Genomic DNA, 13,027 nt, shown 5'->3' with positions numbered 1-13,027 from the left:
CGCACCGATGACCACCACCCTGTCCCCCTCCCCGGCCCGCCAGATCGTCCCGCCCGAGGACCGGTACGCCACCGAACTCGCCTTCCTCGCCGCGTACGACGACGGGCCGCGCCCGCCCGCCTGGCGGCTCAGCCCGCGCGCGGTCGTCACGTTCGTCATGGGCAGCGGGGGCCGGGCCCTGAAGCTCCCCGACGGCGCCGGGGCACCCGACGGAGTCCCGCACCGCCTGGTGATCGAGGACAAGTTCGTCGGCGACCGGGCACTGGTCGAGCGGTGCGTGGTGACCCTCGCCGGCGAGCGCGGTCTGCTGCTCGTCGGCGAGCCCGGCACCGCCAAGTCGATGCTGTCGGAGCTGCTCTCCGCCGCCGTGTGCGGCACCAGCGGCCTGGTCGTGCAGGGCACCGCCGGCACCACCGAGGACCAGCTCAAGTACGGCTGGAACTACGCGCTGTTGCTGGCACAGGGCCCCTCCCGCCGGGCGCTCGTGCCGTCCCCCGTCCTGACCGCCATGTCCCGGGGCGCGATCGCCCGTGTCGAGGAGGTCACCCGCTGCCTGCCCGAGGTGCAGGACTCGCTGGTGTCGTTGCTCTCCGAGCGCCGGATCGCCGTGCCCGAACTGGCCGGCACCGAGGACGCGCTGGCGCACGCGGCACCCGGCTTCAACCTCATCGCCACCGCCAACCTCCGCGACAAGGGCGTCTCCGAGATGTCCGCGGCCCTCAAACGCCGCTTCAACTTCGAGACCGTCGGCCCCATCGGCGACCTCGACGCGGAGACCGCGCTGGTGCGCGGCCAGGCGCGGGCGTCCGTGGAGCGCGCCGGGGCGCCGTTCCAGGTCGACGACGCCGTGCTGGAGGCCCTGGTCACCGCGTTCCGGGACCTGCGCGAGGGCCGGTCGGCGGAGGGCTGGGAGGTGGAACGTCCGTCGACGGTGATGAGCACCGCCGAGGCCGTGTCCGTCGCCGGCGCGCTCGCGCTCGCGGCGGCCTACTTCCCGGGCGACCGCGACGTCCTCGGACTGCTGCCCGGGCACCTGCTCGGCGTGGTCCGCAAGGACGACCCCGCCGACGCCGCCCGGCTGCGCGGCTACTGGGACGGTCCCGTCCGGCGCCGTGCCGAGCAGGGCTCCGCCACCTGGCGCACCCTGTGGGACCTGCGTACGGTCCTGGAGGGCTGACGGCCGTGTCCCTCTCCCACGGGGCCGCCGCCCCGGACGGCCCGCCCGTCCCGCCCGACGAGGCGCTCGCCGCCCTCACCGGCCCGTCCGCGCCCTACCTCGTCGGCGTACGGCACCACGCGCCCTCCCTGGCCGCCGCCGTGCCCGCGCTGCTGGACGAGGCGGAGCCGGAGGTGCTGCTCGTCGAACTGCCCGCGGAGATGCAGCAGTGGCTGCCCTGGCTGGGGCACGAGGAGACCAGGGCCCCCGTGGCGCTCGCCGCCGCCCCCGGCGAGGGCGGCGACGGCGGACCGGCGTTCTACCCGTTCGCCGACTTCTCGCCCGAACTGGCCGCCGTGCGCTGGGCCGCCCGGCACGGCGTGCCCGTGGTCGCCTGCGACCTGCCGCTCGCCGACCGGGCCTGGTCCGGGGGACGCCGGGAAGCGGGGCCGCGGGCCGCCGGCCCCGGTCTCGCCACCGCGCTGCGGACCCGGCTGACGGGCCGCCCCGGGGACGACCTCTGGGACCGGCTCGTCGAGGCGACCGCCCCCGGCTCCCCGCCCGAGGCCCTGCGCCGGGCCGCCCTGCTCACCGGGTGGGCCCTGCGCGAGGACGCGGTCGCCTCGGGCGGCGTACCGGAGCTGGACCTGCGGCGCGAACGCTGGATGCGGGCCCGGCTGGCCGAGGCCACCGCACGGGGCGAGCGGGCCGCCGTGGTGGTCGGCGCCTTCCACGCCCCGGCGCTCGTACGGCAGGACGCGGGGGAGGAGGACGGAACAACGCCCGCGGACCCGCAACGGCCCGTGTGGAACACCTCGTTGATCCCGTACACCTACGCCCTCCTCGACGAGCGGTCCGGCTACCCGGCGGGGATCCGGGACCCGGAGTGGCAGGACATGGTCCTGCGCGCGGCGGGCGACCCGGCCGCGCTGGAGGAGGCGCTGACCCGGGCGGCCGTACACGTCTGCGCCGAGCTCCGGGGCCTCGGCCACCCCTCGGGACCGGCCGACGCCCGGGAGATCAGCCGGCTCGCCTCGGACCTCGCCCGGCTGCGGGGCCTGCCCGCGGCGGGCCGCGGCGAACTGGTCGAAGCGGTCCAGACGGTGCTCGCGCAGGGCGAGCCGTACGGGCGCGGCCGGGCCGTGGCGCGGGCGATGGAGCGGGTGCTCGTCGGCACCCGCACCGGGCGTCCCGCCCCGGGGGCGCCGCGCAGCGGACTCGTCCCCGCGGTCGAGGCCGAACTGGCCCGGCTCGGCCTGCCCGGCCCGGAGGAGGGCGGCCCCGGCCCCGCACGGGACCTGCGGCTCGACCCGCTGCGGTCCGACCTCGACCGGCGCCGTGAACTGCTGCTGCGCCGGCTCACGGTGTGCGGCGTGCCCTACGGGGAGGCCAGGGAGGTCGTCGGCGCGGGCGGCGCCGAGGCCCTCACCTCCCGCTGGGAGGTGCGCTGGACCCCCGCCACGGTGGCCGTGCTGACCGCGGCCGGCGTGCGCGGAGTCACCCCCGCGCAGGCCGCCGAAGGAGTCCTGCGCGAACGGCGGCGCCAGGAGCGCGACGAGGGCGGGCCGACCGCCGCGCAGGCCCTCGAAGGGCTCGAACGGGCGGCGGAGTGCGGCCTGACCGGGCTCGCGGACGAACGGCTCGACGACGTCGCCGACATCCTGCCCCGGGCCGGCACCCTCCCGGAACTCCTCGCCGGACTGGCCCTGCTCGACCGCCTGCGGGCCGGTCATGTCCCGGGGCTCCCCGCCGAACCGGACCGTGAGACCCGGGCGGCCGCCGCCGCGGAGCTGCTCACGGCGGCGGCGGTGCGGCAGGTCGACGGACTGACCGGGTCCGAGGACCCCGCCGACGCCCACGCCCTGCTCGAACTCTCCCACCGGGCCGACCCGCTGGGCGGCATCCGGCTCGCCGACGCCCTGGACCGCCTGTCCACCGACGGCTCCCCGCTGATGCGCGGCGCCGCCGGGGCCGTACGCGTCCTGCTCGGACACGAGGACGCGCGGGTCTTCGGCGACCGCGTGGCCTCCTGGGTCGACGGGGCCACCGCCCCCGACTCCCGCGCCGCCCTCACCGCCCGGCTCGGCGGACTGCTGACCGCCGCCGGCCCCCTGCTGGAGGCGGCGGCCCCCGCGCTGGAGCCCCTGCTCACCCGGGTGACCGAGCTGCCCGACCGGGCGTTCCTCGACCGGCTCCCCGCGCTGCGCGGCGGCTTCGACACCCTGAGCCCCGCGGCCCGCGACCGCCTCCTCGCGGCCGTCGAGGAACGCCTCGGCACCGCGCACGTCGCCGACACGGACGACGTCGCCCCGGCCGCCCTCGCCACCTGGACCGCAGCGGACTTCGCGGCCCGCGGGACCCTGCGGTCGCTGGGCCTGCTGCCCCCACCGGGCGGCGGTTCGTCGGAGAGCGCGCCGGAACACCCGGAGCGCGGTGCCCCGGAGGCCGCCGGGGAGCATGACCTCGCCCCCGCCGACCGCTGGCGCCTCCTCCTCGGTCGCCGCGCCGACCGGCTGCCGCCGTCCGCGTCACCGCTCGCCACCGCGCTGGACGAGCTGTACGGCAGCGGACGCGGCGAAGGCAGCCGGGGAGACCTCACGGGCCCGGGAACCGGCGGGGGACGTCAGGCGCCGTACCCCGGAGTGCGGGAGTGGTCCGAGGAACTGGCCGCGCTGTTCGGGCCCGGCATCCGGGAGGAAGTGCTGGCGGCGGCCGCCGCGTCGGGCCGCAAGGACGTCCTCGCCGAGCTGGACGCGGACAGCGTGCGGCCCTCGGTGGACCTGCTGCGCACCGTCCTGCGGCACGCGGGCGGACTGCCCGAGGCCCGGCTGGCCGCACTGCGCCCGCTCGTACGGCGGCTGGTCGACGCGCTGACCCGGCAGCTGGCCACCCGCCTGCGCCCCGCCCTGCACGGCACCGCCCTGCCCCGCCCCAGCAGACGTCCCGGCGGCGGCCTGGACCTGCCCCGCACCCTGCGGGCCAACCTGGCGACCGCGCGCCGTGCCCCGGACGGCACGGTCCGGGTGATCCCCGAGCACCCGGTGTTCCGCACCCGGGGACGCCGGGCCGCCGACTGGCGGCTCATCCTGGTCACGGACGTGTCGGGGTCCATGGAGGCGTCCACGGTGTGGGCCGCGCTGACCGCCTCCGTCCTGGCGGGGGTGCCGACCCTCTCCACCCACTTCCTGGCGTTCTCCACGGAGGTCATCGACCTCACCGGACACGTGGACGACCCGCTGTCGCTGCTGCTGGAGGTCAGCGTCGGCGGCGGCACCCACATCGCCGCGGGACTGCGGCACGCGCGCGAGCTCGTCACCGTGCCGTCGCGCACCCTCGTCGTGGTCGTCAGCGACTTCGAGGAGGGCTACCCGCTCGGCGGTCTGCTCGCCGAGGTCCGCGCACTGGTGTCGGCCGGCTGTCACGTCCTGGGCTGCGCGAGCCTCGACGACACCGGCCGGCCCCGCTACTCCACGGGAGTCGCCGGTCAGCTGGTCGCGGCCGGCATGCCCGTCGCCGCCCTCAGCCCGCTCGAACTCGCCCGCTGGGTAGGGGAGAAGATCGCATGAGCCCGGACCTGCCTCCGGTCGTCCCGTCCGTCACCGCCGAACTCGTCGCGGCGCTCTCACCCCGGCTCCGCAAGCGGCTGGACGCGGGCGTGACCAAGCTCCTGGCGCGTCCGGCCGTCCGGGAGGGCGACACCGTGCGGATCGCCGTCGACGACGAGACCGACGTCGTCCTGCGGGCGCCCGGCGGGACGGTGACCGGCGCGGACGCGATCCACTGCGGATGCCTGCTGGCCCCCGACTGCCTGCACCGCGCGGCGGCGGCCTCGGCCGCACCGGTCGCCGAGGAGGCCCCGGCCCCCGCCGAGGTCACGGAGGCGGAGGAAGGGACAGGGACGACGCAGCCGGAGCCCGACGCCGCCACCGCGGAACAACGCGCCGCGGCCCGAGCGGTGTTCGACGCGGCCGCAGCCGTCCTGGAGGCCGGCACGGACGGTGCCGGGGCCGTGCTCCAGGCGGAGCTCCTGCACGCCGCGCACACCGCCCGCCTCGCCGGCCTGCCACGGGCCTCGGCCGCGGCGGTCTCCGTGGTGACCGGGGTGCGCGCGGCCCGCTCCGCCGACCCCGGACACCGCCTCACCGACCTCGCCGGCGCGCTGGCCGGTGCCCTGGGCGTCGCCCACCGCCTCCCGCACGCCACCGGCCCGGACCTGACCGAACTGCGCGGCACGGTCCGGCAGCCGTACCGCCCGGACGGCTCCCTGCGGCTGTACGGGCTCTTCTCCGAGCCCGTCCTCACCGCGACCGGATACGCGGGAGCGGTCACCTGGACCGCCGACGCCGACGGACGCCTGTACACGGTGTCGGACGTGGCACCGGGCGGGCCCGCCCGGGCGACCGGCGCCGCCGACCGGGCCGTACGGATCGGTGACACCGCCCTGACCCACCGCGAACTGTCACGCGCGGGACTCGCCGTGTCCGGGGCCACCGTCTCCCCGACGGGCCGTCTCGGCGCGGGGGCGGGGGTGCGGGCGGTCCGCGCCTCCGGCGCCGCCTGGCGCGCCGAGCCGCTGGACCGGTTGTGGGCGGTACCCGCCGCCGAGCAGGTGGCCCGGGCGCTGAACGGCGGGCAGGACCTGCTGTTCCTGGAGGTGACCCTCGCGGGCACGGTGCGGGAGGCGACGGGCGACTGCCTGCTGGCAGACTGCGCGGGCCTGCCCCTGCGGCTGGCCACCGCCCACGACGATCCCGCACTCCCTCACCGCGACAACCTCCGCCTGCTCGCCGCCGCCGGAGGCAGCCGGCTGCGGATCGTCGCGCGCCTGGCACCGGGGCCGTATCCCCGCGCCCTGCTGCTCGCCGCCGAGCACCCCACCGATCCCGGCGCCCGGGTGGACCTCGGTCTGGACCGCCTCCGGCGCGCGGACCTGCCCGCCGGCGCGGTCGCGCCACCCGCCCGGGCCATGGCCACCGGCGACGAGGCCCCGCTGCACCTGCTGCGCCGCCGGGTCCACCAGGTGGTGCCGGGAGGCCGCCGTGTCCTCGCCCTCGCCGGGAACCGGCCGGGCGACGGCGCCCGGCTGCGCCGTCTCGGCCTCGCCACGGCGGGCGACCTCCTCGACGACCTCCACGCCGCCGCCGCGGACCGCTCCCGCGACACCTTCGGCCGCCTGCTCCCGGCCGACACCGGCCACTTCGCCCGGGCCTGGCTCGCCGCCGCCGTCTACACCGACGAGGTCGAACGGGCCCTGTGCGCGGCCGCCTGGGGGGCCACCGTGAACGAGGTCTCCTCGCCGGGCCGGACCCCGTGAGCCGGCCCGGTCCTCGGACGGGGCCGAGCCCCGCAGTGGGCGCTCACCGGAACCGAGGTTTTTGAACGTGTTCAATTCGACGGTAGTGTTGCCCTCACACGGAGCGGGAGGGCTGGATGAAGATCGTGATTCCCGGCGGGACCGGACAGGTGGGCACCGTCCTGAAGCGCGCGTTGACCACAGCCGGGCATGAGGTCGTGGTGCTGACCAGACGGCCGACGGGGCCCGGTGAAGTCCACTGGGACGGTGAGACCCCGGGGCCGTGGACCGAGGTGATCGACGGCAGCGATGTCGTGGTCAACCTGGCCGGCCGCAGTGTGAACTGCCGCTACACCCCCGCCAACCTCCGGGCCATGAGGGACTCGCGGGTGTTCTCCACCCGTGTCGTGGGCGAGGCGATCGGCGCCGCGGCGCACCCTCCGCGGGTCTGGCTCCAGATGAGCACCGCCACCGTCTACGCGCACCGCTTCGACGCGCCCAACGACGAGGACACCGGCGTGATCGGCGGGGCGGAGCCCACCGTGCCGGGCTACTGGTCCTACAGCGTCGACATCGCCAGGGCCTGGGAGCGGGAACAGGAACGGGCGGCCACTCCGCACACCCGCAAGGTGGCCCTGCGCACCGCCATGGTGATGAGCCCCGACCGGGGCGGCGTCTTCGACGTCCTGTCGTGGATGGCCCGCCTCGGGCTCGGCGGACCGGTCGCGGGCGGCGCCCAGTACGTGTCGTGGATCCACGACCACGACTTCGTCCGCGCGGTCGAGTTCCTGGCCGACCGGGACGATCTCGCCGGCCCGGTGAACCTGGCTGCCCCCGACCCCCTGCCGCAGCGCGCCTTCATGCGCGCCCTGCGCACCGCGTGGCACATGCCGCTGGGGCTGCCCGCGACGCGAGGGATGGCCGAAGTGGGCGCGTTCGTACTGCGCTCGGACACGGAACTCCTGCTCAAGAGCCGGAGGGTCGTCCCCGGCCGCCTGCTCGAGGCGGGCTTCGGATTCGCGTACCCGACGTGGCCGGAGGCGGCCCACGACCTGACACGGCGCCGACGCGGCGTAAACGGCCCGGTGCGCGCCGCGACGCGCTGACCTGCTGGTGCCATGGGTGCCGGTCGGCCTTCGGCGCCGGGCCGGTGCGGCATCCACGATCCGGACGGCCCGGCGACAACATGCCCCGTGCATCTACCGTCGTTCAGGGTGACGACGTCCGAGGGCGAGAGGAGTTGCCGGATGGCCGGGCCGACGGTGGAGGACACGGAGGGCGGGCCGGGGACGGCTGTGGTCCTCCTGCGGGACGTGCGCGTGGGCCGCCGCACGACCGACCACCTGATCCTCGACGGAATCGACTGGACCGTCCGGCCCGGAGAGCACTGGGCGCTCCTGGGGGCCAACGGCGCCGGGAAGACCACCCTGCTGCGGCTGCTCGGTGCCCTGATGCACCCCACGACCGGCAGTGTCGAGGTGCTCGGCAGCAGGCTGGGCCGGGTGGACGTCCGTGACCTGCGCGCCCGTATCGGGCATGTCACCGCCGCCCAGCGGGTGCCCGGCGAACTCACCGCCCACGCCGTGGTGCTGACCGGGCACACCGGTACCGTCCAGCCGCTGTGGCGGATGTACGACGACGAGGTCCGGCGGCGGGCCCACAGGCTCCTGGCCGAACTGGACGTCGAAGAGCTGACCGACCGGCCGTACGAAGTGTGCTCGGGCGGCCAGCGGGCCCGCGTCCTGATCGCCAGGGCGCTGATGGCGGACCCGGCGCTGCTGCTCCTGGACGAGCCGTTCAACGCGCTGGACCTGCCGTCCCGGGAAGACCTCATCGAGGCCGTCCACCGACTGGCCGAGGGACGCCCGCGACTGGCCACCGTGACGGTCACCCACCACTTGGAGGAGCTCTCCCCGGCGGTCGGCCACGCCCTGCTGCTGCGGGAGGGCCGGATCCTCGCCCGGGGGCCCGTCGCCGAGGTGCTGACCGACGCACGGGTGACGGCCTGCTACGGCCGCGACATCACGGTGACCCGGCGCGACGGGCGCTGGGCGGCGTACTCGCGACGGCGGACCGAGCACCCGGCCGTCTGACCCCCGCGCCGGGTTCCGGGGCCGTGTGCGTGTGAGAAGCGTGTGAGGCCGCCTTTCGCGCCGGGTCGCCGACGGCTAGGGTTTCGGCGGAGCGAGTCACCCACGAGGAGCTGAGACATGGTCGGTTTTCCGAGCGCGCGTTGACGCTGTCGGCCGTCCGGCCTGTCATCGCGTGCTGCCCTTGACGTTGCGGCACAGCGAGCCTTTCCCCGCCCGAACCGCCGGTGCGCCTTTCGTGTGCCCGGTGGCGGGCCTCGTTGTCGGCAACCCGAGGGATTCCCGTGCCGTCCGCTTCCCGTGCCGTATCCGATTCCGGTCGCTCCGTTCCGTCGGGCCTGTGGCGGGACGCCGACTTCCGCAGACTCTGGACGGGCCAGACCGTCTCCCAACTCGGTGAACACGCCAGTCTGGTGGTCCTGCCGCTCTTCGCCGTCCTGACGCTGAACGCCGGTGCCGACCAACTGGGCGTCCTTCGCGCGGTGGGGCAGGCACCGATCCTGCTGCTCTCGCTCTTCGCCGGCGCGTGGGTGGACAGGTGGCGCACCCGTACGACGATGGTGCTCACGGACGCCGGCCGGGCCCTGGCCATGGGCGCCGCCGCCACGGCCGGCCTCTTCGGCCTGCTCGGCCTGCCCGTCCTGCTCGCGGTCGCCTTCGCGGTCGGGGCCCTGTCCGTGTTCTTCGACGTGGCATACCAGGCGTCTCTCGTCCGGCTGGTGGAACGCGACCAACTGGTGCGGGGCAACAGCGCGCTGGAGGGCAGCCGGTCCGCGGCGCAGATCGGCGGTCCCGCTCTCGGCGGTGCGTTGGTGTCCCTGCTGTCGGCGCCGGTCGCCGCCGCCTCCAGCGCGCTGTTCTTCGCGCTGTCCTTCCTGTCGGTCCGGCGGATCCGCCGGACCGAATCGGTCCCCGGGCGCGCGGAACACCTCCCTCGGGTCTGGCGGCGGATCCACGAGGGCCTGCGTTTCGTCGCCGGCGATGCCCTGCTTCGGAGCGTGTGCCTGGCCTCGGCCGTCTTCCAGTTCTCCTTCGCGGCCGTGATGACCGCCTACCTGCTCTTCCTGCCGCGGGAACTGCACCTGCCGGGCACCGTCGTCGGGCTGGCGCTCGCGGCGGCGGGACCGGGCGCGCTCCTGGGCTCGCTGCTCGCCGCCCGCCTGCCGGGCCGCTTCGGTCACGGTCCGGTACTCGTGTGCGCGGCGGTACTCGGCGACGGCGCCTTCCTGTGCGTGCCCGCGCTGCACGGCTCCTCCGCGGTGACGGTCGCCGCCCTCCTCGCGATCGGCTTCGTGTCCGGGCTCGGCGGCCAGTTGGTGAACGTCACGGTCATGGCCGTCCGGCAGGCCGTCACCCCGGACGGGATGCAGGGCCGCGCGGCCGCGACCATCACGTTCGTCGGCATGGGACTGACCCCGCTCGGCTCTCTGGCCGGCGGATTCCTCGCGCAGCAATGGGGGCTGCGCACCAGCCTCCTGGTGACGGCCGCGGGCATGATGCTGTCCCCCGTGGTGATGGCTTCGTCCCCACTCCGACGCCTGGGACGGGAACTGCCGGCCCCGCACGACGCGCCACCGACGGCCGTCCACCCCGGACCCTCACGGGACACCCCTCCGCGACGCTGACGCGGCTCATGCCTGCCCCGGCCCCGGTGCCGTGGCAGGCATGCGGACGGCTCACACGGCGCCGGCCCCGCCCGCCCGCGCCACTTCAAGGCGTCGGCGAACAACGGGACGACCTCGTCGAGGGCGTATCCCACCGACAGCACGGAGTCGGTGGCGAACGCCTGGCTGATGTTCTTGCCGTCGAAGACGACGGGGTGCCCGTCCTCGACCGCCGGCAGCGACGTGTGGAGCGGGTCGGACGAGAGCTTCGACGCTCCCGGCCGGCGCTCGTCCTGGACATCGACGAGATCCACCTGCACTGCCCGCAGTCCCTGAACCGCTCAGGACTGTGGACCACCGGATGAGTCGTCAGGCGGCCCGGTGGACGACGAGCTTGAACTCCGCCAGGACGACGCTCCGCGCCACACCGTCGTCATGGGTGACCCGCACGGCGAGCGGAACGGCCGGGTCGACGAAGACGCCCCAGTGCTTCGTCCAGCACTGCATGCCGGGACTCGGCGGCCGGTGCTCCGTCGCCGTGGTGTCGCGGGGCGCCGGAGTGAGGCCGAGCGGATCCCGGACGAACTGGTCCCGCAGTTCGCCGTAATCCCCGGCCTCCCACTGGATCATCGCGTACAGGACGCCCCAGCCGGCCGTGCTGGGCCATATCAGCCCGGACCGGTCGTCCGAGTCCCAGTCCGTGACCACGTACCCGTCCGGCTGGTTCACCTGGTGCATGGAGAACCGGTCGGTGGACTCCGCGGACCCGAACGGGAACCGTACGACCGTGTAGGGGCTGTCGGCCGGGACCGACTGCGGAGTGTCCCGCTTCAGGGAACACACCTGCACTCCGGGCGAATCCGTCACGTCGATGGACATGGTACGAATCTGCCCGTTCCCGGGCGGTTCGATGCGGCCCGGCCGTCCGGGCGTCAGGCCGTGTGGGCGTAGGCCGGGTACGTCAGGTAACCGGCGTCGCCTCCCTGGTAGTAGGTGGCCTCGTCGACGGGCGCCACCGGGAGGCCGGTACGCAGCCGCTCGACCAGGTCGGGGTTGGCGATGAAGGCGCGGCCGAAGCTGATGAGGTCGGCCCCCAGCCCGAGCCAGTGGTCGGCCTCGGCCCGCCCCGTCTGCTTCGCCCCCATCGGCAGCACGGGGTTCATGACGAGGGCCCCCGGCCAGGCCCGGCGCAACCCGACCAGCACCTCTTCGCCGGCGGTCGCCTCGAGGTGGACGTAGGCCACCTCCAGACGGGCCAACTCGGTCAGCAGCGCGGCGTAGAGCTCGGGAACGTCGGTCTCCGCCACGCCCCAGAACGTCCCGCCCGGGGAGAGACGGATACCGGTCCGTGCCGCGCCGACGGCCTCGACGGCCGCGGACACCGCCTCGACGGCGAAGCGGATCCGGTTGGGCACCGAGCCGCCGTAGCGGTCCGTGCGCAGGTTGGCGTTCGACGAGAGGAACTGCGAGATCAGGTAGCCGTTGGCGCCGTGCAGCTCCACGCCGTCGAAGCCGGCGTCGACGGCACGGCGCGCGGCCCGGCCGTACGACAGGGCGTGCTCGGGGACTTCGGCGGTGTCCAGGGCACGCGGCATCGGCGCGGGCTTGGGCCCGGTCGGGGTGAACACGTCGCCCACGGCGGGAACGGCCGACGGTCCGACGGGCCGCATCCCGGTGGTGTCCGGGTGCGACACCCGCCCACCGTGCATGAGCTGGGCGAAGATCCGGCCGCCGTTGGCGTGCACGGCGGCGGTCACCGGACGCCACGCGGCGACCTGCTCATCGGTGTGCAGTCCCGGTGTACCCGGATTCGACTGTCCGATCAGGCTCGGCTGCACCCCTTCGGACACGATCAGCCCGGCCGTCGCCCGCTGCGCGTAGTACGTCGCCATCGAGGGCGTCGCCAGACCGTCCGCGGTGGCCCGCACCCGCGTCATCGGGGCCATCACCACCCGGTTGGGCAGCCTCAGTTCACCGAGCTGAAAACTGTCGAGAAGATGCGTCACGGCAGACTCCGTTGTGATCCGTAGCGCCCGCGTCTCGGGCACGGCGGTTACGCTAAAACCTCACATTGGTGTGAGAGGCAAGTCCGGTGCCGCGAGGCCCGGCGGGGAGGACGGCATGCGCATCGGGGAGCTCTCGTCACGCTCAGGGGCCAGCGTCAGGTCCCTGCGCTACTACGAGGAACAGGGGCTGCTCACCAGCACCCGCAGCGCCAGCGGACAGCGGCACTACACGGACGACGAGGTGGAGCGGGTCGCGTTCATCCAGCGGTTGTACGCCGCGGGCCTGTCCAGCCGCACCATCGTCGAGCTGCTGCCCTGTGCCTACGCCCCCAGCGAGGAGAACTCCGACGCCGCGCTGGAGCGGATGGCCCTGGAGCGCAGTCGGCTCTCCGAGCACATCGCCGACCTCCAGAACACCCGGGACATGCTCGACGAACTGATCACCACGGCCCGCACATACCGGGACGGCCTGCGCACCGGCACCCACGACCACGTGCGGGCGTCGCTCGCCGAGCACGACGCACCGTGCGAGGTCGCGCTCTCCGCCGCAGACGACCGAATCGAGTGACCGTCACGTCGTTTCCGCCACACGCCGGGTGACCGCGCTGTCTTTCCCGGCACGGACAGGAACGCGCGGCGTCGACGAAAGGTCCCGGTCCCACACACGGCACGTGGGCGTCTCGGGGCAGTCATGGGGGTCGTCCTGGCACCGGGCGGCACGGGGAAGCGCCATGAGCCCACCGGGCAACGCGCCTCCGCCCCGCCGTCCCCGAGCGCGCGCACCGGATGTGGGGAAGCCGCATCGGACGCCTTGATCTTCGCGCGCGGTCTGCTGGAGGAAGGGCAGCGCGTCGAGTCAGGCGAAGGCGACGTCATCA

The 13,027-nt window shown here is 75.2% G+C and carries 9 protein-coding genes and 1 pseudogene; 8 read left to right on the top strand and 2 right to left on the bottom strand.

Annotated elements, in window-relative coordinates; translation table 11 throughout:
* The first annotated feature begins 7 nt into the window (after positions 1 to 7).
* The 7 genes from KUM38_RS29935 to KUM38_RS43785 all read left to right on the top strand — a co-directional run bounded on the left by KUM38_RS29935 (position 8) and on the right by KUM38_RS43785 (position 10,508).
* Positions 8 to 1,177 (top strand): AAA family ATPase, encoded by a 1,170-nt coding sequence (locus tag KUM38_RS29935; RefSeq protein WP_217133903.1) that lies wholly within the window; start codon positions 8 to 10, stop codon positions 1,175 to 1,177.
* Between the two features lie 5 nt (positions 1,178 to 1,182).
* Positions 1,183 to 4,722 (top strand): DUF5682 family protein, encoded by a 3,540-nt coding sequence (locus KUM38_RS29930; RefSeq protein ID WP_217133894.1) that lies wholly within the window; start codon positions 1,183 to 1,185, stop codon positions 4,720 to 4,722.
* On the top strand, positions 4,719 to 6,470 hold the full coding sequence (locus tag KUM38_RS29925) for a hypothetical protein (RefSeq protein WP_217133892.1): 1,752 nt from the start codon (positions 4,719 to 4,721) through the stop codon (positions 6,468 to 6,470). Before KUM38_RS29930 ends, KUM38_RS29925 begins: the two co-directional genes overlap by 4 nt.
* 116 nt (positions 6,471 to 6,586) lie before the next feature.
* Complete coding sequence (locus KUM38_RS29920; protein WP_217133890.1) at positions 6,587 to 7,555, top strand: TIGR01777 family oxidoreductase; 969 nt, start codon at positions 6,587 to 6,589, stop codon at positions 7,553 to 7,555.
* Positions 7,556 to 7,696: 141 nt separating this feature from the next.
* Entirely contained in the window at positions 7,697 to 8,542 is an 846-nt protein-coding gene (locus KUM38_RS29915; RefSeq protein WP_217133880.1) for an ABC transporter ATP-binding protein, read from the top strand.
* A gap of 281 nt (positions 8,543 to 8,823) precedes the next feature.
* Positions 8,824 to 10,164 carry an MFS transporter gene (locus tag KUM38_RS29910; protein ID WP_217133878.1) on the top strand — a complete coding sequence of 447 codons (1,341 nt, stop codon included), beginning with the start codon at positions 8,824 to 8,826 and terminating at the stop codon, positions 10,162 to 10,164.
* 8 nt (positions 10,165 to 10,172) lie between these two features.
* Positions 10,173 to 10,508 (top strand): hypothetical protein, encoded by a 336-nt coding sequence (locus tag KUM38_RS43785; RefSeq protein ID WP_217133875.1) that lies wholly within the window; start codon positions 10,173 to 10,175, stop codon positions 10,506 to 10,508.
* A 4-nt stretch (positions 10,509 to 10,512) separates the two neighbouring features.
* On the opposite strand, the gene KUM38_RS29900 is transcribed toward KUM38_RS43785, so the two are convergent.
* Positions 10,513 to 11,022 carry a hypothetical protein gene (locus KUM38_RS29900; RefSeq protein ID WP_217133873.1) on the bottom strand — a complete coding sequence of 170 codons (510 nt, stop codon included), beginning with the start codon at positions 11,020 to 11,022 and terminating at the stop codon, positions 10,513 to 10,515.
* 53 nt (positions 11,023 to 11,075) lie between these two features.
* Entirely contained in the window at positions 11,076 to 12,149 is a 1,074-nt protein-coding gene (locus tag KUM38_RS29895) for an alkene reductase (RefSeq protein ID WP_217133871.1), read from the bottom strand.
* 115 nt (positions 12,150 to 12,264) lie between these two features.
* On the opposite strand from KUM38_RS29895, the pseudogene KUM38_RS29890 reads away from it, so the two are divergent.
* Positions 12,265 to 12,627 (top strand): annotated as a pseudogene (locus tag KUM38_RS29890) (MerR family transcriptional regulator); the annotation flags it as partial.
* Between the last annotated feature and the right edge of the window lie 400 nt (positions 12,628 to 13,027).

Source organism: Streptomyces sp. AC558_RSS880, assembly GCF_019049255.1.
In the GTDB taxonomy this organism is placed as follows: Bacteria; Actinomycetota; Actinomycetes; order Streptomycetales; family Streptomycetaceae; genus Streptomyces.
Note: the sequence above shows the minus strand (reverse complement) of the source record. Positions and strands in the feature narration are given on the sequence as shown.